This window comes from Bacteroides sp. BFG-637 (assembly GCF_024793605.1).
GTDB lineage: Bacteria > Bacteroidota > Bacteroidia > Bacteroidales > Bacteroidaceae > Bacteroides > Bacteroides vicugnae.
The window spans coordinates 5,532,073-5,556,783 of sequence record NZ_JANUPD010000002.1 but is presented as its reverse complement, the minus strand read 5'-3'; the positions used below and the strand labels follow the sequence as shown (position 1 = coordinate 5,556,783).

Genomic DNA, 24,711 nt, shown 5'->3' with positions numbered 1-24,711 from the left:
TAAGTTTATTTTCGCGATTTAAGGTTTGTCCTTCCTACAAATCCTTCAGTAATACTTTACTTGCTTTTTTATAGTATTCTTCTCTGGATTCGGTCAGCACCTTCCATTCGTCGTTGAATTCTTCGTCTTTGTCAATTTTGAAATTCTCGGAGCCGTATGTGTCCAAACGGTCTAGCAGGACAGCCACATTCAATTGATTGATATCCATTGAAGGCTGGTAACCGATTTCTTCACTTTTTTCGTCGGTAACCACCTCGTGAATCAATTCTATTTCCTGTAACTGATAAAGTACTTGGTTTGTCAGCCGGATAGGAATCTGGTGTTCTTCCGATATTTCTGCAGCCGTATAGGGCGGTTTGTTCTTTTCGAATCGTTTGGCTATGAGTGACATAATCAGGATGGATATAAAATCCCGGTATCGTCTGCTGATGTTACGGGTGTCCTGGTCAAAGCTGAAGCTGCGGATATTTTGTCCGGCATACGTCAGTTCGGCTCCAAACAAACAGATTGTCCAGGATATCTGCAACCAAAGCAGAAATAGGGGGAGTGCGGCAAAACTACCATAAATGGCATTGTACTTTGACACCCACAACTGGCTGTTGATGTACAGAAACTGAAAAGCCTGATAAGCGGACCCTGCCAGAATACCTGCAATGAGTGCATGCTTGAATTTCACTTTCGTATTCGGCATAAAGATATACAGTCCGGTGAACATCAGCCATGTCAGGACGAAAGGAATAAGCCGTATCATGAATTTCATGACAGGAGCGAGCAGAACGAAATCATCCATCTGTTTGAGAATGGTGCTCATAAACAGGGAAAGTCCTCCGGATACCACGATCAGAATCGGCATCAGCAGGAACATGGAGAAATAGTCCGTAATCTTGCGATACATGGATCGTGCTTTTTTCACTTCCCAGATACGGTTGAAGGTGATTTCAATATTACTGACCAGATTGATAACCGTCCATAACAACATCACCAAACCGACTCCAATGAAAATACCTCCTTTAGTCTGTGAAAGATAGGAATTGACAAATGAGAGAATGGCCTCCGTTGTTTCTATATTCCCTCCGAAGCCGTTGCGGAACTGATGTTCCATCAGGTTGTCAAATCCGAAACCGCGTGCTACGGCAAACAGAATGGCAAGTATCGGTACAATGGCAAGCAATGTGCTATATGTCAGTGCAGAAGCCTTATTGGCCATTTGGTCTTTGGTAAACCGGTTGATGCAAAGATAGACGGTCTTTATAATATTGTAGAGTGAGAACTTGGTCCGGGTCACTTCGTCTTCCGTAATGCGCCAGATGTCATACGTAAGAAACTTCCATATATCGGTGATTTTCTTCTTCATGGTTCTTCGCTGATTACTAATTGCAAGCAACTAATTACTGATTACAACAGCCTTGCTCGAACAGTCGATCCTCATCCATTAGTCATTTGTAATTAAATGGATAATTAAAAGAAAAAGCAGTCAGCCTATAAGCCGAGTTCTGTACCCCATATAATTTCCGATTATTAATCTTTAATTATATCAGGTGCCTGTCATTTATCTGAGTGGCGTGTCACCACGACACTTTAGCGGTCTACCCTCCGACATGGAGCGAGCAACTCTCATAACGCCGGTTTACATGACCTTACAACTCCTAAGACGTACAGCCCGCATGTCGCCATGCGACTGGTGGGCTCTTACCCCACCTTCTCACCCTTACCTCTCCCCGAAAGGAGCGGCGGTTATTTTCTTCTACGTTACTCTACCCTCGCGGACAGCTTTCTGTTAGGAAGTAGGATGCTCTATGTTGCCCGGACTTTCCTCCTGCACGAAACATGCACGCGACAGACCGGCCAACTGCTTTAGACTGCAAAAATACGTCATTTATTTTGTTTTAGCCAAAGAAAGTGTCACAAATAGAAATAATTTCTAACTTTGCTATCATTAAAATGGATTTTAATGAAGAAGAATATCCTCCTTTTCCTATTGTTTTCTGGCGATGACGGCAGCTAGCCTGAAAGCACAGGAAATACGCCCCATGCCTGCCGATTCGGCTTATGGGGTAGTACATATTTCAGTTTGCAATTTGCGCGAGGAAGGCAAATTTACTTCCGGTATGAGTACGCAGGCATTGTTGGGAATGCCGGTCAAGGTACTTCAGTATAACGGTTGGTACGAGATACAAACACCGGATGATTATACCGGATGGGTGCACCGGATGGTGATTACCCCCATGTCGAAAGAACGGTATGATGAATGGAACCGGGCGGAAAAGATAGTGGTTACCTCGCACTACGGATTTGCGTATGAAAAGCCGGATGAGAGTTCCCAACCCGTATCCGATGTTGTTGCGGGCAATCGTTTGAAGTGGGAGGGGAACAAAAGACATTTCTATCAAGTATCTTATCCCGACGGTCGGAAAGCATATCTTTCGAAATCCATTTCCCAACCGGAAACAAAATGGCGTGCTTCACTGAAACAAGATGTTGAAAGCATCATTGAAACCGCTTACTCAATGATAGGAATTCCTTATCTTTGGGCAGGAACCTCTTCCAAGGGAGTGGATTGTAGCGGACTGGTACGAACCGTACTTTTTATGCATGACATTATTATCCCTAGAGATGCCTCTCAGCAGGCCTATGTGGGCGAACATATTGATATTGCCCCTGACTTCTCTAATGTCAAACGGGGGGATCTGGTGTTTTTCGGCCGGAAAGCGACTGCGGAACGTAAAGAAAGTATTTCTCACGTCGGCATTTACCTCGGAAACAAGCAGTTTATCCACGCGTTGGGAGATGTGCACGTCAGCAGCATGAATCCTGCGGATCAAAACTATGATGAATTTAACACGAAGCGTTTACTTTTTGCTGTCCGTTTCTTACCTTATATAAATAAGGAGAAAGGAATGAATACCACAAATAAGAACCCCTTTTATAAATAAAAGAATGCAGAACAGGAGAGATTTTTGAAAACGGCAGCTTTGGCTGCTTTTGGTTCGGGGTTAGTAGTCCGTCAGGCATTAGCCGGAGAATCGTCGCTTTCTACCATTCATATAAATAAGCTCGGTTTGGGAGGGAAGATGAAAATGACTTTTTTTCCTTATGAACTGAAGTTGAGGCACGTGTTTACAGTTGCCACTTATTCGCGTACAACAACTCCCGATGTGCAGGTAGAAATAGAATATGAAGGCGTGACGGGGTACGGAGAAGCCTCTATGCCTCCTTATTTGGGAGAAACAGTAGAGTCTGTGATGAATTTCCTGGGGAAAGTGAATCTGGAACAGTTTAGTGATCCTTTTCAGCTGGATGACATTTTGTCATACGTTGACAGCCTCTCACCAAAGGATACGGCAGCGAAAGCTGCGGTAGATATCGCCCTTCATGATCTGGTAGGGAAACTGTTGGGCGCCCCTGGTATAAGATATGGGGATTGAACAAAGAAAAGACACCTTCCACTACCTTTACGATAGGTATCGATACGCCGGATGTGGTACGGGCGAAAACAAAAGAGTGTGCCGATCAGTTTAATATATTAAAGGTGAAACTGGGACGGGATAATGATAAGGAGATGATTGAAACCATTCGTTCGGTAACAGACCTTCCGATAGCAATAGATGCCAATCAAGGATGGACAGACCGCCAATATGCGCTCGATATGATTCATTGGTTGAAAGAAAAAGGCGTTGTGATGATAGAACAGCCCATGCCTAAGGAGAAGCTAGAGGATATTGCCTGGATAACGCAACAGAGCCCGCTACCGATATTTGCGGATGAATCCTTGCAGCGTTTGGGAGATGTAGCCGCTTTGAAAGGTGCTTTCACGGGAATCAATATAAAGCTGATGAAGTGTACCGGTATGCGTGAAGCATGGAAGATGGTGACATTGGCTCATGCACTCGGCATGCGTGTGATGGTGGGCTGTATGACAGAGACTTCCTGTGCTATTTCTGCAGCTTCACAGTTTTCGCCATTAGTTGATTTTGCCGATCTGGATGGCAACCTGCTTATCTCTAATGATCGTTTTAAAGGGGTGGAAGTGGTGAAAGGAAAGATCACCCTGAATGACTTACCCGGAATCGGTGTCATGAAAATCTGACTTTACTGAATGAATGTCAGAGTGTTAAAGCCATCTGACATACAACGAATGTAAATTTGTCAGGTGTTGTCGTTAACCGCTGTTAAGCTCCAAATATTCTCTGTTAAAAGTGGACAAAAAAGAGTGACAAGTAGAATAAGTGAACGATATTTGTTATTATTTTAACGTCGTAAAAGTTAAAACAATGTCGAATATTAACATTTTAAAGAATTATAAATCATGAAACAAACAACAAAGAACATTCTGGGAGTAGGAGCAATCGTTCTTCTTAGCTCAGGAGTTGCAGGATTGACAACTTACAAACTGTTGCAATCTAACGAAGCTGCCAAAGAGACGTCTTTCAATGAGATGTTCAAGCAGAATCCCAATGTAAAATTGGCTGCTTTTGATGCTGTGAACGCCCAACCTGTTGATTTGACCCAGGCTGCTGAGAATTCGCTTCATGCTGTCGTACATATAAGGTCTACTCAAGAAGCTAAAACAAGAACTGTTCAGCAAGCGCCGGACATTTTCGATTTCTTTTTTGGTGATGGACGCGGACAGCAACGTCAGGTACAGTCTCAACCTCGTGTAGGTTTTGGTTCGGGAGTAATCATCTCGAAGGATGGATATATCGTAACGAACAATCACGTGATTGAAGGTGCGGATGAAATCAGTGTGAAACTGAATGATAACCGTGAATTTAAAGGACGCGTGATTGGTACTGACCCTAGTACCGACCTTGCGCTGGTGAAAATTGAGGGTGATGATTTTCCGACTATTCCGGTGGGAGACTCCGAAGCGTTGAAAGTAGGAGAGTGGGTATTGGCAGTAGGTAACCCGTTCAATTTGAACTCTACTGTAACTGCCGGTATCGTAAGTGCAAAAGCCCGTTCTCTGGGAGTATATAATGGTGGTATAGAATCATTCATCCAGACGGATGCTGCCATTAACCAGGGTAACAGTGGTGGTGCACTGGTAAATGCCAAAGGTGAATTGGTTGGTATCAATTCAGTGCTTTCTTCTCCGACAGGTGCTTATGCAGGATACGGTTTTGCTATCCCGACCAGCATTATGACGAAAGTAATTGCCGACCTGAAACAATACGGAACAGTACAACGTGCATTGCTCGGTATTCGTGGTGGCTCTATCGGTAGCAGTTTGATGGACGACCGTCAACCGATTGACAAATCCGGTAAGACACTGGCAGATAAAGCTAAAGAACTGGGTGTTGTAGAAGGAGTCTGGGTGTCTGAAATCGTAGAGAATGGTTCTGCTGCAGGAGCTGATATCAAAGTCGATGACGTAATTATCGGTGTGGATAATAAGAAAGTCTCTAATATGGCTGACTTGCAGGAAGCACTTGCTAAACATCGTCCGGGTGATAAGGTGAAAGTGAAACTGATGCGCGATAAGAAGGAAAAGACCGTTGAAGTAACGTTGAAGAACGAGCAAGGTACTACCAAGATTGTGAAGGATGCAGGTATGGAAATCCTGGGAGCTGCTTTCAAAGAGTTGCCGGATGACTTGAAGAAGCAATTGAATCTGGGCTATGGTCTGCAAGTGACAGGAGTTTCCTCCGGTAAGATGTCGGATGCGGGAGTTCGTAAAGGCTTCATTATCCTGAAAGCTAATGACCAGCCGATGCGCAAAGTCAGCGATCTGGAAGAAGTGATGAAAGCTGCTGTTAAGTCTCCGAACCAGGTATTGTTCCTGACTGGTGTGTTCCCATCTGGTAAACGCGGATATTTCGCTGTCGATCTGACTCAAGAGTAATATATAAAATAAGGTAAGAAGATCACAGGATAAGCTAATGAAATAGAAAAAGGATGCCGCCAATCAACTTGTCGGCATCTCTTTTTGTTTTATTAGATGAAAAATATAGTGTAAAAGTTACTTAATTTTGTATGTTAACAAATTATTTGTCGTAACTTTGCACTCCAAATCTGTTTTTAAAGAATGAGACAACTAAAGATTACCAAAAGTATCACTAACAGAGAGAGCGCTTCTCTTGATAAGTATTTGCAGGAAATCGGCCGTGAAGACCTGATTACTGTCGAGGAAGAAGTGGAACTCGCTCAACGCATTCGTAAGGGTGACCGTGTAGCATTGGAAAAATTGACACGTGCCAATCTTCGTTTCGTCGTATCTGTGGCTAAACAGTACCAAAACCAAGGTTTGAGTTTGCCTGACTTGATTAATGAAGGCAATTTAGGACTGATTAAGGCTGCCGAGAAATTTGATGAAACACGTGGATTTAAGTTCATTAGCTACGCTGTATGGTGGATTCGCCAGTCTATTCTGCAAGCATTGGCAGAGCAGTCGCGTATTGTTCGTCTCCCGTTGAATCAGGTAGGTTCGCTGAATAAGATCAGCAAAGCCTTCTCGAAGTTTGAACAGGAAAACGAGCGGCGCCCGTCTCCCGAGGAGTTGGCAGACGAACTGGAAATTCCGGTTGATAAAATCTCTGATACGCTGAAGGTATCCGGCCGTCATATTTCGGTGGATGCGCCTTTTGTGGAAGGGGAGGACAACAGCCTGTTGGATGTGTTGGTTAACGATGATTCGCCAATGGCGGACCGCTCTCTGGTTAATGAGTCTCTTGCGAGGGAAATTGATAGAGCTCTTTCTACGTTAACCGATAGAGAAAAAGAAATCATTCAGATGTTTTTCGGTATCGGACAGCAAGAAATGACATTGGAAGAAATCGGCGATAAATTTGGCCTCACACGTGAGCGCGTTCGTCAGATTAAAGAAAAAGCAATTAGAAGACTTAGACAAAGTAATCGTAGTAAATTGCTCAAATCTTACTTGGGATAAGTAAGGAATATCAGTTTCTGAAAGAAAAAAGAATTTGAGTCGCATAAGTCGCACTTTTCATATAGAAGAATGTACTTATGCGACTTTTTACATAAGCCCCATTCTATAATTCAATCTTATACTATGCGAGTTTAATGAAAAGGTCAGTTTTAATATCATTGGTTCTTATTGCTTTGGGAGCTGGGATGGTGGCATATGCAAAATGTGCGGCATCCTCTTCTGATTCGGTGCCTGCTAAAGTAGAGCAGCGTTTGCGGGAGAAAGCACAGGCGGGAAAGGCTTATTGTGATAAGAACGGATATAATACGAATTATTGCTTTCTGGTAGATTTCAGTATTCATTCTGGTAAGAGGCGTTTCTTTGTATGGGACTTCAAGGGAGATTCCGTGAAATATGCTAGTCTCTGTGCTCATGGATATGGGAAAAATAGCACTGTGTCCAAGCCTGTATTCAGCAATGTGGAAGGTAGCTATTGCTCTTCGTTGGGGAAATACAAGGTGGGTATCCGGTCGTATAGCAAGTGGGGAATCAATATTCATTATAAATTACATGGATTGGAAGCGACGAATAATAATGCCTTCAAGCGGTATATCGTGTTGCATTCTTATACTCCATTGCCGGAAACAGAGGTATATCCTTTGCATCTTCCGTTAGGAATCAGTCAGGGGTGTCCTGTAATATCTGATGAAGTGATGAGGAAAGTTGACGGGTTGCTCAAAGCGGAAAAGAAACCAGTCCTGTTATGGGTCTATGACTAAGAAATGCTATTTATTTGAGATAAATAGAGGTAATCTCCTCTTTTTTGTTACCTTTGCAAGGTTAAAAATTATATGATATGAAATACGTAAAAATACTATTTGCAATTGCACTTGTGTTTACCATGTGCTCCGCTTTTTCCTTGAAAAAGACCACTCTAAACCAGTTTATGCTTTTGGAATTTCTGCTTCATTTACGGATACAGTAGTCTATTTCACGGACATTCAGATATTAGATAGTGCGAAGGTCAGCAAGGAAGGTTTCTTGTCTCACCGTGAGTTATATAGTTATCAGTTGAAGAATTATCTGGAGGATAATCAGTTGCAGCAGAATAGTACATGTATGATTTACTTCTCGGAAAACAAGAAGAAATTAGAGAAAGAAGCAACGAAGATTCTGAATAAATACAAGAAGAATAATAGAATGACGGTGTCGCGGATTGATTCCGATAAATTCCATTTTACGAAACCGGAAGAGTAATAAGCAATAGTTGAATTGTTAATATAATAAGAGATGCAGTTTTGCATCTCTTATTTTTTTATCTTTGCCTCGTAATAAACTTGAAATCTAATGAAAAAGATAAAAATATTTTCCTTGTTTGTGTGTTTGGCTATGTTGGTAATCGCTTGTCATAATGACGATGATGAAAGAGGAGTCCAGTTGCGTACAGTTCTTGTTTATATAGCAGGTGACAATTCTCTTCGCAGCTTTGCCACAGAGGATTTGGCGGAAATGACAGAGGGGATGCAGTCTGTAGATGATAACTCTTATAACCTACTCGTATACATTGATACCGGATCAAGTCCTAAATTAATTCGATTAAAGAAAGATAAAAAGAAGAATGTCGTACAGGAGGTAATCGCTACGTATGAAGGACGAAACTCTGTAGATGTCTCTAAGATGAAGGAGGTTGTCAACACGGCATTTTCTGAATATCCGGCACAGAGTTATGGGTTGGTTTTGTGGTCTCATGGAGAAGGATGGTTGGCAAAATCGCAAAATAAAACCCGTTGGTGGGGACAGGATGGTGGTTCAAATTACATGGATATTTCCGAGTTAAAAGAGGTGTTGCGTAATGCACCTCATTTGAGTTTTCTTCTTTTCGATGCATGCTTTATGCAATCTGTTGAAGTAGTCTATGAATTGAAGGAACATGCGGATTACATAATAGGCTCTCCGACAGAGATACCCGCACCGGGTGCTCCATATCAGAAAGTAGTTCCGGCTATGTTTGCCAATAACGCATCGGCTACGGACATAGCAAAGGCATATTTTGAATTTTATGCGGATGAAAATCTTTATACCGGCAAATTGCCATATAATTGGGGCTTAGGTGATCCCTGGACGGCAGGAGTCTCTGTTTCTGTTGTGAACACTTCTATGTTGGAACAACTGGCTAAAAGTAGTAGTGAGATTATTCCGAAATATATTAAGGGCGGACAAGCGATAGCCACATCGGACATACTCTGCTATGATTGTAGATCCAGTAAGTATTATTATGATTTTGATGGATTAATGCGTTCTTTAGGTAGTGAGACTAGCGAATATGAGGCTTGGAAATCTGCTTATGAAGCTGCTGTGGTCTATTGGAAGACTACTCCTAATAATTACTCCAGTTATGGCGGTAGTTTCTCGATGAATGGTTATGCAGGACTTTCTACCTATATATTTCGCCAGTCGTATGAAGAGGAGATAAATCCTTTTTATCGTCAGTCGATACAGTGGTACTCCGCTGCCGGATGGGATGAGACAGGCTGGTGATTAAAATAATAAATCAGATACTATGGGCACTAAATTTAACCCCTTTGATACCGCAGAAAGGCAAGCAAGTTCGTGGTTGGCTTTCATTTTTTCTTTTTATATAAATCGAGTGGCAAAGGTACGAAATAAATCCATGATATGAACTGATCCGATTTATCATTTTCTCGAAAAACATAGGTGTGGATAGTTTCCTGTATTTATATCAAAGAGAAATCCAGCCTTCTGCAAGCGTTTTTTCATTTTCATTTCTCATGTTCTCATAGGTGATATGATAACGGCTTGTAAATCAATAATATAATACTATGAGAAATAAAAGATAAAGTGGTATTTCTCATAGTATTTCCCTCATTTCTCCTTAAAAATGATGCATTTCTCATAGGTTTCCAATCATTTCTCCTCTTATTCTCATGCTGCTTTTATCTGTTTAGCTCATTTCTCATGCATGATGGCTGTGGCTTTTTCCGGACTCTCTCCGGATTTATGATTATTCCTTTCCTTATGCCGTTTATTAATCAACTTCCTATTGTTTACTGCTTTTCTGTGTATCATTCACCTTGTATCTTCATGTTTTTCCTTAATCATAACCGTTTCTTCCTGCTGCCATCTGTATCGTTTCACTCCAGTGAACAAATCGTTCCACTCTAGTAGACGGTTCTTTCCACTTTAGTGCACAGACCTGTTCACTGTAGTGCAACGATACAGATGCCGGTAGGAAAATATGCTAATGTCTGCTCTATATACTTTTAATAAGCGCTGATAATATATTGTAAAGCGGTGTGTAGTCTGGTATTCAACTTGGTCTTTAGCCTGGAATCCAGCTTGAGAATTTATAGGATAAATAGTCAAAATACTATGAGAAATGCCTTGATAAGTTATGAGAAACAGGTTGTTTTATGTACAAAATGCGTGTCATACTATGAGAAATGCCGTTTTGTATTTAATTTCTCATAGTATTATCTATTTGATTTACAGTTGATTATTATGTATATTATGAGAACATGAGAACATGAGAAATGAAAAAGAAAAATCCTTTTCAGTAAGATCGAAGATTCTACGCATCATTCTCATACAAGTATCATATTAATGAATCAAACTTAGAAACGGAACTCGCTATAAAACCACTATCTCTTATATCTATCTTTCTTTCCTCTTATATTTATGACCTGATTCTTTAATTGCCCCCTAACGCAAATTGATCCCCGGTGCACTTACGCGCCCGCGTGTGATATGATAATGTGTAGCTCTCTCGTTGTTTCCGTACACACCCCACCCGTACTTAAAAAATATGTTCTACAACATCGTTCTGCTTCAGCACTTTAGCAAATGTATTCAAAAATAATTAGAAAAAATAGTTTGATATATTTGGATTGTATACCAAAAGGGGCTACTTTTGCACCCGCTTTCCAAGAGAAGAAAGCCTTGAAAAATTGACTTAGTGAAAAAGCGGAATCCCCCCTTAAAGAAAAGAACAAAAAACTTCCGAAAAAGTTTGGATTATACTGAATAAAGTTCTTATCTTTGCAGTCCGATTCGCAAAGAAAACCGGCGAGTTCTTCTTTCATACATTCTTTCCCTTTCGCATAGAGAGCCAGAGAAAATAAAGTAAAAAGAAAAACTGAAAAAAACTTCCGAAAAAGTTTGGTAGTTAAAAATAAAGCCCTTACCTTTGCACCCGCTTTTAAAACGAAAGCAACAAGTTCTTTGAAATATTGATAAACAATACAAGTAGTACAAGTAAAAATAGAACCGTCAATACTTGTCTTATGAAGTAGCGATACAATTAAGACTAACAGGTATTTGAATAAGGTCAATAAAATTACGGCGTCCTGAACAGAGCAAAAAAATCATCTTAACTGATGATAAAAATACTTTTACAATGAAGAGTTTGATCCTGGCTCAGGATGAACGCTAGCTACAGGCTTAACACATGCAAGTCGAGGGGCAGCATTTTTCTAGCAATAGAAGAGATGGCGACCGGCGCACGGGTGAGTAACACGTATCCAACCTGCCGATAACTCGGGGATAGCCTTTCGAAAGAAAGATTAATATCCGATAGCATATCAATCCCGCATGAGATTGATATTAAAGAATTTCGGTTATCGATGGGGATGCGTTCCATTAGTTTGTTGGCGGGGTAACGGCCCACCAAGACTACGATGGATAGGGGTTCTGAGAGGAAGGTCCCCCACATTGGAACTGAGACACGGTCCAAACTCCTACGGGAGGCAGCAGTGAGGAATATTGGTCAATGGGCGCGAGCCTGAACCAGCCAAGTAGCGTGAAGGATGAAGGCTCTATGGGTCGTAAACTTCTTTTATATGGGAATAAAGTTTTCCACGTGTGGAATTTTGTATGTACCATATGAATAAGGATCGGCTAACTCCGTGCCAGCAGCCGCGGTAATACGGAGGATCCGAGCGTTATCCGGATTTATTGGGTTTAAAGGGAGCGTAGGTGGATTGTTAAGTCAGTTGTGAAAGTTTGCGGCTCAACCGTAAAATTGCAGTTGAAACTGGCAGTCTTGAGTACAGTAGAGGTGGGCGGAATTCGTGGTGTAGCGGTGAAATGCTTAGATATCACGAAGAACTCCGATTGCGAAGGCAGCTCACTAGACTGTCACTGACACTGATGCTCGAAAGTGTGGGTATCAAACAGGATTAGATACCCTGGTAGTCCACACAGTAAACGATGAATACTCGCTGTTTGCGATATACAGTAAGCGGCCAAGCGAAAGCATTAAGTATTCCACCTGGGGAGTACGCCGGCAACGGTGAAACTCAAAGGAATTGACGGGGGCCCGCACAAGCGGAGGAACATGTGGTTTAATTCGATGATACGCGAGGAACCTTACCCGGGCTTAAATTGCATTTGAATATGTAGGAAACTATATAGCCGCAAGGCAAATGTGAAGGTGCTGCATGGTTGTCGTCAGCTCGTGCCGTGAGGTGTCGGCTTAAGTGCCATAACGAGCGCAACCCTTATCTTCAGTTACTAACAGGTCATGCTGAGGACTCTGGAGAGACTGCCGTCGTAAGATGTGAGGAAGGTGGGGATGACGTCAAATCAGCACGGCCCTTACGTCCGGGGCTACACACGTGTTACAATGGGGGGTACAGAAGGCAGCTACCTGGTGACAGGATGCTAATCCCAAAAACCTCTCTCAGTTCGGATCGAAGTCTGCAACCCGACTTCGTGAAGCTGGATTCGCTAGTAATCGCGCATCAGCCATGGCGCGGTGAATACGTTCCCGGGCCTTGTACACACCGCCCGTCAAGCCATGAAAGCCGGGGGTACCTGAAGTACGTAACCGCAAGGAGCGTCCTAGGGTAAAACTGGTAATTGGGGCTAAGTCGTAACAAGGTAGCCGTACCGGAAGGTGCGGCTGGAACACCTCCTTTCTGGAGTGATGCCGTAAACGATGTAATTCTGCATGAATAATGTAAAATACAACATCGTAAAAAAAAGTGACTTTAAAGGTTCTGTTTTTTGTACTACTGGTACTTGTTTATTTATAATATATAGATCAACCATCTATAGAAGTATAGATAGAGATAAACAAGAGAAAAAAGAAGCCGAGTCTAACATACAGGTAGACAAGGTTGAACTAGTCCTATAGCTCAGTTGGTTAGAGCGCTACACTGATAATGTAGAGGTCGGCAGTTCAACTCTGCCTGGGACTACCAAGCTCAAGAACGAAGGAATGACGCGTCAGCGGAATGCAGCAATTCTTGATAACCTCTTGGGGGATTAGCTCAGCTGGCTAGAGCATCTGCCTTGCACGCAGAGGGTCAACGGTTCGAATCCGTTATTCTCCACGATCTCTGAAAAGAGAAACGATCTTTGACATGATGTACAAAAAGTAAAATTTTAGTAAGAGCTAAAAGTATATATCAAACCGTACGTGTTCGAGTACGCAATATTGATAGAAGGAAGCAATTCCCATACCAATACCAGTACACGAATAAAACGTTTGAAAGAAAGTAAGCAAGGGCGCATGGCGGATGCCTTGGCTCTCGGAGGCGATGAAGGACGTGATAAGCTGCGATAAGCTTCGGGCAGGTGCAAATAACCTTTGATCCGAAGATTTCCGAATGGGACAACCCGGCATTCTGAAGGAATGTCATCCATCCTAGATGGAAGCTAACGCAGGGAACTGAAACATCTTAGTACCTGTAGGAAAAGAAAATAATAATGATTCCCCTAGTAGTGGCGAGCGAACGGGGATTAGCCCAAACCAATGTTGTTACGGCAATATTGGGGTTGTAGGACCACGACATCGCAAGACATTTCATGAGTAGAACCCTTTGGAAAATGGGACCATAGACGGTGATAGTCCGGTATACGAAGTGAAACGAAGCGTAGTGGTATCCTGAGTAGCGCGGGACACGAGAAATCTTGCGTGAATCTGCCGGGACCATCCGGTAAGGCTAAATACTCCCGAGAGACCGATAGCGAACCAGTACTGTGAAGGAAAGGTGAAAAGCACTTCGAATAGAAGAGTGAAATAGTCCCTGAAACCGTGCGCCTACAAGCGGTCGGAGCTGCGTAAGCAGTGACGGCGTGCCTTTTGCATAATGAACCTACGAGTTACTTTTTCCGGCAAGGTTAAGTGTCTCAAGACATGAAGCCGAAGCGAAAGCGAGTCTGAACAGGGCGATTAGTCGGAAGGAGTAGACGCGAAACCAAGTGATCTACCCTTGGTCAGGTTGAAGGTTAGGTAACACTAACTGGAGGACCGAACCGATAAGCGTTGAAAAGCTTCCGGATGAACTGAGGGTGGGGGTGAAAGGCTAATCAAACTTGGAGATAGCTCGTACTCCCCGAAATGCATTTAGGTGCAGCCTTGGGAATTACTACTGTGAGGTAGAGCGACTGATAAGATGCGAGGGCTTCACCGCCTATCAAGTCTTGATAAACTCCGAATGCGCAGTAGTTCGATCCCAGGAGTGAGGGCATGGGTGCTAAGGTCCATGTCCTAAAGGAGAAGAATCCAGACCATCAGCTAAGGTCCCGAAATAATTGCTAAGTTGAACTAACGAAGTCAGATTGCTAAGACAGCTAGGATGTTGGCTTGGAAGCAGCCATTCATTTAAAGAGTGCGTAACAGCTCACTAGTCGAGGAGTTTGGCGTGGATAATAATCGGGCATCAAGCAATTTACCGAAGCTATGGGATCAGTAATGATCGGTAGGGGAGCATTCCACTCAGCGTCGAAGGTGAAGCGTGAGCTTTGCTGGAGCGTGTGGAAAAGCAAATGTAGGTATAAGTAACGATAAAGGGGGTGAGAAACCCCCTCGCCGAAAGACTAAGGTTTCCTGATCAACGCTAATCGGATCAGGGTTAGTCGGGTCCTAAGGCTCAGCCGAACGGTGAGGCCGATGGCAGAACAGGTTAATATTCCTGTACTACCTTAAAGAGTGACGTGGAGACGGAGGAGTGATAGCGTCGCGGACTGACGGAATAGTCCGTTGAAGGGTGTAGATGTTGATTATCCCAGGCAAATCCAGGATAAGAGTCGAACCTGATAGTATACCGCGTTCTTCGGAACAAGGTAATAGTGCGTGTAAACATACTCCCAAGAAAATCCGCTAAACTTAATCTTTAAGGTACCCGTACCGCAAACGGACACACGTAGTCGGGTTGAATATACTAAGGCGCTTGAGTGATTCACGGTTAAGGAACTAGGCAAATTGACCCTGTAACTTCGGGATAAAGGGTCCCAACGAGAGTTGGGCGCAGAGAATAGGTCCAGGCAACTGTTTAACAAAAACACAGGGCTGTGCTAAATTGAAAGATTACGTATACAGCCTGACACCTGCCCGGTGCTGGAAGGTTAAGAGGAGATGTCATCGCAAGAGAAGCATTGAATTGAAGCCCCAGTAAACGGCGGCCGTAACTATAACGGTCCTAAGGTAGCGAAATTCCTTGTCGGGTAAGTTCCGACCTGCACGAATGGTGTAATGATCTGGACACTGTCTCAACCGTGAGCTCAGTGAAATTGTAGTATCGGTGAAGATGCCGATTACCCGCGATGGGACGAAAAGACCCCGTGAACCTTTACTATAGCTTAACATTGAATTTGGGTAATTGATGTGTAGGATAGGCCGGAGACTTTGAAGCAGGTACGCCAGTATTTGTGGAGTCGCTGTTGAAATACGGCCCTTTGATTATTTGAGTTCTAACTCGCTGCTGCGAGGACACTGTTTGGTGGGTAGTTTGACTGGGGTGGTCGCCTCCAAAAAGTGTAACGGAGGCTTCTAAAGGTGCCCTCAGGACGATTGGTAACCGTCCGTAGAGTGTAATGGCATAAGGGCGCTTGACTGGGAGACAGACAAGTCGATCAGGTAGGAAACTAGAGCATAGTGATCCGGTGTTTCCGTATGGAAGGGACATCGCTCAAAGGATAAAAGGTACTCCGGGGATAACAGGCTGATCCCTCCCAAGAGCTCATATCGACGGAGGGGTTTGGCACCTCGATGTCGGCTCGTCACATCCTGGGGCTGGAGAAGGTCCCAAGGGTTGGGCTGTTCGCCCATTAAAGTGGCACGCGAGCTGGGTTCAGAACGTCGTGAGACAGTTCGGTCTCTATCTATCGTGGGCGTATGAAATTTGCGTGGCTCTGACACTAGTACGAGAGGACCGTGTTGGACTGACCGCTGGTTTACCAGTTGTGCCGCCAGGTGCATTGCTGGGTATCTAAGTCGGGATTGGATAAGTGCTGAAAGCATCTAAGTACGAAGCCAGCCACAAGATTAGATTTCTTAGGGTCGTCAAAGACGATGACGTTGATAGGATGCAGGTGTAAAGGTGGTAACATCAAAGCCGAGCATTACTAATTGCCCGTTCACTTTCTTTCGAACATGTACCGGTTGGGTATATACGTTTAGCTTGCTATACACTGAAGTTTTACTTTTCATCATGTCATAACCTTATTCAGGTGGTTATAGCACGAGGGTTCCACCTCTTCCCATTCCGAACAGAGAAGTTAAGCCTCGTCACGCCGATGGTACTGCGTAACAGTGGGAGAGTAGGTAGCCGCCGTTTTTGAAGAAGCCCCTTGATTCATTTTGAGTCAAGGGGCTTTCTGTGTTTTATTACTTCTGTTTTTATCAATATTCAACTTCCGTCAGCTTGGTTTCCTGTTTTTTAAGAATTTGGTGAAATACCGATAGCTTTTGTTATTTAATCTTGTATTAATATCCCATTTGCCGTTTTAAGTATCTACATGTTTCCAAATGTCTTTTGGATTTCTTATATTTGTTTTCCGGCTTGAAAAATCCGGTAAATGTGTCATTTAGTAATAAGAAAAGGGCTAAATCGGAACAAAATAGGTGTAGGACTGTAATTTTTTCGCAAATGGTTCTTTTTCTTTTCTTCTTTCTCTTTTTTATCAAATTGATTTTTGTAAATTTGGCGAGAATCTGATAAAGGACACACAGTTAAGTTAATATAGTAATAATACTAAATTCTCCTGTTAATATGGAAAACAAAATTCAAGAGTTGACCGATAAGATTTATCGTGAAGGCGTGGAAAAAGGAAACGAAGAAGCGCAGAGACTTATCGCGAATGCTCAGGAAGAAGCTAAGAAAATCATTGAGGATGCCCGCAAGGAGGCAGAATCAATTGTAAACTCCTCTCGTAAATCTGCTGATGAGTTAGCAGAGAATACTAAATCAGAGTTAAAACTATTTGCCGGTCAGGCTGTGAATGCACTCAAATCTGAGGTGGCTACAATGGTAACTGACAAGTTGATAACCGCTTCCGTGAAAGATTTCGCCCAGGATAAAGATTATCTGAATGCGTTTATCGTAGCATTGGCATCCAAATGGAGTGTAGACGAACCTATCGTTATCTCAACAGCCGATGCGGAATCACTGAAAAAGTATTTTGCAGCTCATGCAAAAGCCTTATTAGACAAGGGAGTGACTATCCAGCAAGTAAATGGTATCAAAACTCTGTTCACAGTTTCTCCGGCGGACGGTTCGTATAAGGTGAACTTCGGAGAAGAAGAATTCATGAATTACTTCAAAGCGTTCTTGCGTCCTCAATTAGTAGAAATGCTATTTTAAAAGAAGCGACTATGAGTAGTAAGTACTATTACTTGGTAGCAGGTTTGCCGGAACTTTCGCTGGAAGACAGCAAACTGAGCTATACAGTAGCCGATTTTAAAACTGAAATCTACAATGGATTGTCTGTTTCAGACCAGAAGTTGATTGACTTGTTTTATCTGAAGTTTGATAATGCAAATGTGCTGAAACTTCTCAAAGATAAAGAAGCGGAAATCGACAAACGGGGAAACTACTCTGCTGAAGAACTCTCTGAATATATTTCTATTCTGAGAGAAGGCGGAGAAATCAGTCCAAAAGAATTCCCAGTCTATCTATCCACTTTTATAACTGATTATTTGAATACTCCGGCTGAAAGTACGGTTTTGCACGAGGATCATCTGGCTGCTCTATATTATGAGTATGCGATGAACTGTGGGAATAAGTTTGTTGCTGCCTGGTTTGAATTCAACCTGAACATCAATAATATTCTTGTCGCATTTACTAGCCGTAAATTCAAATGGGATATTGCTTCCAACGTTGTGGGAAATACGGAAGTATGCGAAGCTTTGCGTACATCGAGTGCCCGCGATTTCGGACTGTCCGGTGAAGTGGATGTGTTTGAATCGTTAGTGAAAATCAGTGAGATTACAGAATTGGTGGAGCGTGAGAAGAAGTTGGATGCCCTGCGGTGGAATTGGATGGAGGATGCTATTTTCTTCGACTATTTCACTATCGAACGTATTTTCGCTTTCCTGCTGAAGCTGGAAATGATTGAACGGTGGATTTCACTGGATAAGGAAAGAGGTAATCAGTTGTTCAGAAGCATTATCGAATCGCTGAAGAATGAAGTGCAGATTCCTGCAGAATTCAGATAATAAAATAAAAAAATATATGGCAACAAAAGGAACTGTTAGTGGCGTTATTGCCAACATGGTGACCCTCGTCGTTGACGGACCGGTAGCTCAGAATGAGATTTGTTATATCTCGACCGGTGGCGATAAGTTGATGGCGGAGGTGATTAAGGTTGTAGGTTCACACGTATATGTTCAGGTGTTTGAAAGCACACGTGGACTGAAAGTGGGTGCTGAAGCCGAATTTACAGGACACATGCTTGAGGTGACATTAGGCCCGGGTATGTTATCGAAAAACTATGATGGTCTGCAAAATGACCTCGACAAGATGGATGGTGTCTTCCTGAAAAGAGGACAATATACATATCCGTTGGATAAAGAACGTGTATGGCACTTCATACCCTTGGCGAATGTAGGTGACAAAGTGCAGGCTTCTGCATGGTTGGGACAGGTGGATGAAAACTTCCAGCCACTTAAAATTATGGCTCCGTTCACTATGAAAGGAACGGCTACCGTAAAAACAATCATGCCGGAAGGTGATTATAAGATAGAAGATACAATTGCTATCCTGACAGACGAAGAAGGAAATGATATTCCTGTGACTATGATTCAGAGATGGCCTGTGAAACGTGCGATGACGAATTATAAGGAGAAACCGCGTCCTTTCAAATTGTTGGAAACTGGTGTACGTGTGATTGATACGCTGAATCCGATTGTGGAAGGTGGTACGGGATTTATCCCCGGTCCGTTCGGTACTGGTAAAACGGTGCTTCAGCACGCTATCTCTAAACAGGCGGAAGCGGATATCGTTATCATTGCGGCTTGTGGTGAACGTGCCAATGAGGTGGTGGAAATCTTTACCGAGTTCCCCGAACTGGTAGACCCGCATACGGGACGTAAGTTGATGGAACGTACTATCATCATTGCGAATACTTCCAACATGCCGGTAGCTGCCCGTGAAGCATCTGTATATACAGCAATGACACTGGCGGAATATTACCGTTCCATGGGATTAAAAGTCTTGTTGATGGCGGATTCTACTTCCCGTTGGGCACAGGCTTTGCGTGAGATGTCCAACCGTATGGAAGAATTGCCTGGGCCGGATGCTTTCCCGATGGATATTTCGGCTATTATCTCCAACTTTTACGGTCGTGCGGGATATGTAAAACTTAGTAATGACGAAACGGGGTCTATTACGTTTATCGGTACGGTATCCCCTGCGGGTGGTAACTTGAAGGAGCCGGTGACTGAAAATACGAAGAAAGTAGCCCGTTGTTTCTATGCTTTGGAGCAGGATCGTGCCGATAAGAAACGTTATCCGGCAGTGAATCCGATTGATTCTTATTCAAAATATATCGAATACCCGGAATTTGAGGAATATATCAAAAATCATATCAACAGTGAGTGGATTGGAAAGGTAAATGAACTGAAAACCCGTTTGCAGCGCGGTAAGGAAATTGCCGAACAGATCAATATCCTCGGTGATGATGGTGTACCGGTAGAATATCATGTGATCTTCTGGAAATCAGAATTAATTGACTTTGTTATTCTGCAACAGGATGCTTTTGATGAAATTGATGCGGTAACTCCGATGGAACGTCAGGAAGACATTCTGAATATGGTAATCGACATCTGTCATACGGAATTTGATTTTGATAATTTCAACGAAGTAATGGATTACTTCAAGAAGATGATTAATATCTGTAAGCAGATGAACTACTCGAAGTTCAAATCGGAACAGTATGAAGGATTCCAGCAGCAACTGAAGGAATTGATTGAAGAGAGGAAACTTCAATCGTAAATAGTAAATTGTTAAATCGTAAATAAGTAAGATGGCAACAAAAGCTTTTCAAAAGATATATACCAAGATTACTCAGATTACCAAGGCTACTTGTTCGCTGAAAGCGACAGGAGTAGGGTATGACGAGCTTGCCACCGTGGACGGTAAACTGGCACAGGTGGTTAAGATTGCCGGTGACGATGTCACTTTGCAGGTATTTGAAGGTACGGAGGGTATTCCGACTAATGCCGAAGTAGTATTCCTCGGCAAATCGCCTACATTGAAAGTGAGTGAGCAGCTGGCCGGACGTTTCTTCAACGCTTTCGGTGATCCGATTGATGGAGGTCCGGACATTGAAGGACAGGAAGTGGAAATTGGCGGTCCGTCTGTGAACCCGGTTCGACGTAAACAGCCGTCGGAACTGATTGCAACGGGTATTGCCGGTATCGACTTGAACAATACACTGGTATCGGGTCAGAAGATTCCGTTCTTTGCCGACCCCGACCAGCCTTTTAATCAGGTAATGGCAAACGTAGCTTTACGTGCTGAAACGGATAAGATTATCCTCGGAGGTATGGGTATGACGAATGATGACTACCTGTATTTTAAGAATGTGTTCTCTAACGCAGGTGCGCTCGACCGTATCGTGAGTTTCATGAATACAACCGAAAATCCTCCGGTAGAACGTTTGTTGATTCCGGACATGGCATTGACTGCTGCAGAGTATTTTGCAGTAAATAATAATGAGAAAGTGCTGGTACTATTGACGGATATGACGAGCTATGCGGATGCGCTGGCAATCGTATCTAACCGTATGGATCAGATTCCTTCGAAAGACTCTATGCCGGGATCGCTTTATTCGGATTTGGCAAAGATTTACGAAAAGGCGGTGCAGTTCCCTTCCGGCGGTTCAATCACTATTATTGCGGTGACTACTTTGTCTGGTGGAGATATTACGCACGCTGTGCCTGATAATACGGGTTACATCACTGAAGGTCAGTTGTTCCTGCGTCGTGATAGTGATATCGGTAAGGTAATTGTTGACCCGTTCCGTTCATTGTCTCGTTTGAAACAGTTGGTAACCGGTAAGAAGACACGTAAGGACCATCCGCAAGTGATGAATGCCGCTGTACGTCTGTATGCCGATGCCGCTAACGCTAAGACGAAGATGGAAAATGGTTTCGACCTGACCAACTACGACGAACGTACGTTGGCTTTTGCGAAGGACTATTCCAATCAGTTATTGGCTATTGATGTCAATCTTGATACTACTGAAATGCTGGACGTTGCCTGGGGCTTGTTCGGTAAATATTTCCGTCCGGAAGAAGTGAATATCAAGAAAGACTTGGTGGATCAATACTGGCCAAAACAAAATAATTAGACGATTAGACGATTTACCATTTACGATTGAAGTTTGTTAATTGTAAATGGTCATAAAAGTAATTTCAGTCGTAAATCGTAAATAGTTAAATAGTAAATAGAACATCGTGGCTATAAAGTTTCAATATAACAAAACCTCTCTTCAGCAGCTCGAAAAGCAACTGAAAGTGCGGGTGCGTACGCTTCCTATTATTAAGAATAAGGAAAGCGCCCTCCGCATGGAAGTGAAACGCTGTAAAACGGAAGCTGCCGATCTGGAGGATAGGCTCGAACAACAAATTCAAGCCTATGAAGCCATGTTCGCCCTTTGGAATGAGTTTGACGCTTCATTAATAAAGGTGAATGATGTTCATCTTGGCGTGAAAAAGATTGCGGGTGTGCGCGTACCGTTGCTCGAAAATGTGGAATTCGAGATACGTCCGTACAGTATGTTTAATGCTCCCAAGTGGTATGCCGACGGTATCCATCTATTGGAAGAGCTGGCTCATACGGCAATTGAACGTGAATTTATGCTCGCCAAGCTGAACTTGTTAGAACATGCAAGGAAAAAGACCACTCAAAAGGTGAACCTTTTTGAGAAGGTACAGATACCGGGCTATCAGGATGCATTGCGAAAGATCAAACGATTCATGGAAGATGAAGAAAACCTGTCGAAATCTTCGCAAAAGATCATGAAGTCCCATCAAGAAAAAAGGAAGGAGGTAGAGGCATGATTACAAAAATGAAGAAACTCACATTCCTGGTTTATCACAAAGAGTATGAAGAATTCCTGAACAGTCTGCGTGAACTTGGGGTAGTCCATATTGTGGAGAAACAACAGGGGGCTGCTGATAACACGGAGTTGCAGGAGAATATTCGTCTTTCCAATCGCTTGGCGGCTACCTTGAAGTTGCTTCAGAATCAGAAGCATGAAAAGAATGCTGTAATTGCTACGGAAGGTGGAACGGCTGCCCGTGGTATGCAAGTGCTGGACGAAGTGGATGCCCTGCAAACAGAGCATGGAAAGCTGTCGCAGCAATTGCAAAGCTATGCCAAAGAGAAAGAAGCGCTGGAAGCCTGGGGCAACTTTGAACCGGACAATGTTCAGAAGCTGAAAGATGCCGGTTATGTAATCGGTTTTTATAGCTGTTCGGAAGGAAATTACAAGGAAGAGTGGGAAACGGAATACAATGCAATGATTGTGAACCGCATCTCTTCTAAAGTATTCTTCGTGACTCTGACGAAAGGCGGGCAGGAAGTGGATTTGGATGTAGAACAGGCGAAATTACCTGCATACTCTTTGGCACATCTTGAAACGCTTTACAATACGACCGAACAGGCCGTTGAAGAGAATGAAAAGAAGCTGGTTGCACTTTCCGAAACGGAAATTCCTTCCTTGAAGGCTGCCCTGAAAGAGTTGCAAAGTCAGATTGAATTCTCTAAAGTCGTGTTAAGTACCGAGCAGACGGCCGGCGACAAACTGATGTTGATTGAAGGATGGGCACCTGCATTCAGTCAAGTGGAGATAGAGGCTTATCTGAATGACGCACATGTATATTATGAGATTACCGATCCGATGCCGGGTGATAATGTTCCTATTCGATTGAATAATAAGGGATTCTTTGCCTGGTTCGAACCGATCTGTAAGTTGTATATGCTTCCGAAGTATAATGAATTGGACTTGACACCGTTCTTTGCCCCGTTCTTCATGATCTTTTTCGGACTTTGTCTGGGAGATTCCGGATATGGTTTGTTCCTGTTCCTGGGAGCTACTGCCTATCGGTTGATGGCGAAGAAAGTGACCCCGTCGATGAAATCAATCATTTCATTGATACAGGTATTGGCGGTTTCAACATTCTTCTGCGGTTTGCTGACAGGTACGTTCTTCGGAGCGAACATCTACGATTTGAACTGGCCGATTGTTCAACGTCTGAAACATGCTGTCCTGATGGATAACAATGATATGTTCCAATTATCGTTGATATTGGGAGCTATCCAAATTCTATTCGGTATGGTATTGAAGGCGGTGAATCAGACCATTCAGTTTGGTTTCAAATATGCAGTGGCAACGATCGGATGGATCATCCTGCTGGTTTCCATGGCAGTTTCGGCTTTGTTGCCGGAGGTAATGCCGATGGGAAGCACTGTGCATTTGGTTATTCTGGGTGTTTCGGCTGCTATGATTTTCCTTTATAACAGTCCGGGAAAGAATGTTTTCCTGAATATCGGACTGGGATTGTGGGATTCATATAATATGGTTACCGGTTTGCTTGGCGATGTATTGTCTTACGTTCGTCTGTTTGCCCTCGGACTTTCCGGAGGTATTTTGGCAGGAGTATTCAACAGTCTGGCAGTAGGTATGAGTCCGGATAATGTAATAGCAGGTCCGATTGTTATGGTACTGATTTTCGTTATCGGTCATGCCATCAATATCTTTATGAATGTGCTGGGTGCAATGGTTCACCCGATGCGTCTGACGTTCGTTGAGTTCTTCAAGAACTCCGGATACGAAGGAGGCGGTAAAGAGTACAAACCGTTCAGAAATTGAAAATTTGAAGATTAAGAATTAGAAATTGAGAATTAATATTTTAAGAATTAAACAATAAAAAATAGAATAAGATTATGGAAATGAATTTGTTTATCGCCTACATTGGCATCGCGATTATGGTTGGTTTGTCGGGCATTGGTAGTGCTTACGGAGTAACTATTGCAGGTAATGCTGCTATCGGAGCATTGAAGAAGAATGATAGCGCATTCGGTAACTTCCTGGTATTGACAGCTCTTCCGGGTACACAAGGTCTTTATGGTTTTGCCGGTTATTTCATGTTTCAAACGATCTTCGGTATTTTGACTCCTGAAATTACAGCTATCCAAGCATCAGCAGTGCTTGGTGCAGGTATTGCTTTGGGATTGGTTGCTTTATTCTCTGCTATCCGTCAGGGACAAGTTTGTGCAAATGGTATCGCAGCGATCGGACAGGGACACAATGTATTTAGCAATACGTTGATTCTTGCCGTATTCCCTGAACTTTATGCAATCGTTGCTTTGGCTGCAACCTTCTTGATCGGTAGCGCACTCGTTGCATAATTTTTAGCAAGAATATTTCCTATAAAAGACTTTCAATCCCCTTGTACATGCAGCTTCGCATGTGCAAGGGGATATTCTTTTTTCATTGTAAGGCAACGTTTCTTTCTTCTTCTTAACTCATATTTTTTGTATAAAGTATTATTTTTCAAAGAATAATGTGTACTTTTGCACTCGCATACTAAA

The 24,711-nt window shown here is 43.0% G+C and carries 13 protein-coding genes, 2 tRNA genes, 3 rRNA genes, 1 other RNA gene and 3 pseudogenes; 19 read left to right on the top strand and 3 right to left on the bottom strand.

Going from position 1 to position 24,711, the window contains the following annotated elements:
* Positions 1 to 34: 34 nt before the first annotated feature.
* Both NXX38_RS21845 and rnpB read right to left on the bottom strand, forming a co-directional pair.
* Complete coding sequence (locus NXX38_RS21845) at positions 35 to 1,354, bottom strand: YihY/virulence factor BrkB family protein (protein WP_099147404.1); 1,320 nt, start codon at positions 1,352 to 1,354, stop codon at positions 35 to 37.
* Positions 1,355 to 1,466: 112 nt separating this feature from the next.
* Positions 1,467 to 1,853, bottom strand: an RNA gene (gene rnpB / locus NXX38_RS21840) — RNase P RNA component class A.
* 98 nt (positions 1,854 to 1,951) lie between these two features.
* Here rnpB and NXX38_RS21835 point away from each other — a divergent pair.
* From NXX38_RS21835 to NXX38_RS21805, 7 genes and pseudogenes are all read left to right on the top strand, one after another.
* Positions 1,952 to 2,933 (top strand): annotated as a pseudogene (locus NXX38_RS21835) (NlpC/P60 family protein).
* Positions 2,934 to 2,937: 4 nt separating this feature from the next.
* A pseudogene (locus tag NXX38_RS21830) lies at positions 2,938 to 4,087 on the top strand (dipeptide epimerase).
* Between the two features lie 219 nt (positions 4,088 to 4,306).
* On the top strand, positions 4,307 to 5,842 hold the full coding sequence (locus tag NXX38_RS21825) for a trypsin-like peptidase domain-containing protein (protein WP_148367908.1): 1,536 nt from the start codon (positions 4,307 to 4,309) through the stop codon (positions 5,840 to 5,842).
* A 183-nt stretch (positions 5,843 to 6,025) separates the two neighbouring features.
* A complete protein-coding gene (locus NXX38_RS21820; protein WP_002561589.1) occupies positions 6,026 to 6,886 on the top strand; it encodes an RNA polymerase sigma factor RpoD/SigA in 861 nt (286 codons plus the stop codon).
* 134 nt (positions 6,887 to 7,020) lie between these two features.
* Positions 7,021 to 7,644 carry a murein L,D-transpeptidase catalytic domain-containing protein gene (locus NXX38_RS21815; protein ID WP_148367909.1) on the top strand — a complete coding sequence of 208 codons (624 nt, stop codon included), beginning with the start codon at positions 7,021 to 7,023 and terminating at the stop codon, positions 7,642 to 7,644.
* A 77-nt stretch (positions 7,645 to 7,721) separates the two neighbouring features.
* Positions 7,722 to 8,122 (top strand): annotated as a pseudogene (locus tag NXX38_RS21810) (hypothetical protein).
* Positions 8,123 to 8,212: 90 nt separating this feature from the next.
* Complete coding sequence (locus NXX38_RS21805) at positions 8,213 to 9,403, top strand: clostripain-related cysteine peptidase (protein ID WP_258981112.1); 1,191 nt, start codon at positions 8,213 to 8,215, stop codon at positions 9,401 to 9,403.
* A gap of 1,316 nt (positions 9,404 to 10,719) precedes the next feature.
* On the opposite strand, the gene NXX38_RS21800 is transcribed toward NXX38_RS21805, so the two are convergent.
* Positions 10,720 to 10,965: a hypothetical protein gene (locus NXX38_RS21800; RefSeq protein WP_258981111.1), complete on the bottom strand. Its 246-nt coding sequence runs from the start codon at positions 10,963 to 10,965 to the stop codon at positions 10,720 to 10,722.
* A gap of 311 nt (positions 10,966 to 11,276) precedes the next feature.
* Between NXX38_RS21800 and NXX38_RS21795 the strand changes: the two genes are divergently transcribed.
* The 12 genes from NXX38_RS21795 (at position 11,277) to NXX38_RS21740 (ending at position 24,528) form a co-directional block, all read left to right on the top strand.
* A 16S ribosomal RNA gene (locus NXX38_RS21795) occupies positions 11,277 to 12,801 on the top strand.
* A gap of 208 nt (positions 12,802 to 13,009) precedes the next feature.
* Positions 13,010 to 13,086: transfer RNA gene (locus NXX38_RS21790), tRNA-Ile, on the top strand.
* A 58-nt stretch (positions 13,087 to 13,144) separates the two neighbouring features.
* A tRNA-Ala gene (locus NXX38_RS21785) sits at positions 13,145 to 13,218 on the top strand.
* 159 nt (positions 13,219 to 13,377) lie between these two features.
* Positions 13,378 to 16,258: ribosomal RNA gene (locus tag NXX38_RS21780) — 23S ribosomal RNA — on the top strand.
* Between the two features lie 77 nt (positions 16,259 to 16,335).
* Positions 16,336 to 16,446: ribosomal RNA gene (gene rrf, locus NXX38_RS21775) — 5S ribosomal RNA — on the top strand.
* The 16S, 23S and 5S rRNA genes sit together here with 2 tRNA genes alongside, the layout of an rRNA operon.
* Positions 16,447 to 16,881: 435 nt before the next feature.
* Positions 16,882 to 17,472, top strand: coding sequence for a V-type ATP synthase subunit E family protein (locus NXX38_RS21770; protein ID WP_008999644.1), 591 nt, complete (start codon positions 16,882 to 16,884; stop codon positions 17,470 to 17,472).
* 11 nt (positions 17,473 to 17,483) lie between these two features.
* Positions 17,484 to 18,326: a DUF2764 domain-containing protein gene (locus NXX38_RS21765; RefSeq protein ID WP_148367583.1), complete on the top strand. Its 843-nt coding sequence runs from the start codon at positions 17,484 to 17,486 to the stop codon at positions 18,324 to 18,326.
* Between the two features lie 16 nt (positions 18,327 to 18,342).
* Complete coding sequence (locus NXX38_RS21760; RefSeq protein WP_074559273.1) at positions 18,343 to 20,103, top strand: V-type ATP synthase subunit A; 1,761 nt, start codon at positions 18,343 to 18,345, stop codon at positions 20,101 to 20,103.
* Positions 20,104 to 20,134: 31 nt separating this feature from the next.
* A complete protein-coding gene (locus NXX38_RS21755) occupies positions 20,135 to 21,463 on the top strand; it encodes a V-type ATP synthase subunit B (protein ID WP_004297639.1) in 1,329 nt (442 codons plus the stop codon).
* Between the two features lie 106 nt (positions 21,464 to 21,569).
* On the top strand, positions 21,570 to 22,175 hold the full coding sequence (locus NXX38_RS21750) for a V-type ATP synthase subunit D (RefSeq protein WP_004297640.1): 606 nt from the start codon (positions 21,570 to 21,572) through the stop codon (positions 22,173 to 22,175).
* Entirely contained in the window at positions 22,172 to 23,989 is a 1,818-nt protein-coding gene (locus tag NXX38_RS21745; protein WP_195650494.1) for a V-type ATP synthase subunit I, read from the top strand. Before NXX38_RS21750 ends, NXX38_RS21745 begins: the two co-directional genes overlap by 4 nt.
* 74 nt (positions 23,990 to 24,063) lie before the next feature.
* Positions 24,064 to 24,528: a V-type ATP synthase subunit K gene (locus NXX38_RS21740; protein ID WP_004316776.1), complete on the top strand. Its 465-nt coding sequence runs from the start codon at positions 24,064 to 24,066 to the stop codon at positions 24,526 to 24,528.
* Positions 24,529 to 24,711 lie beyond the last annotated feature (183 nt).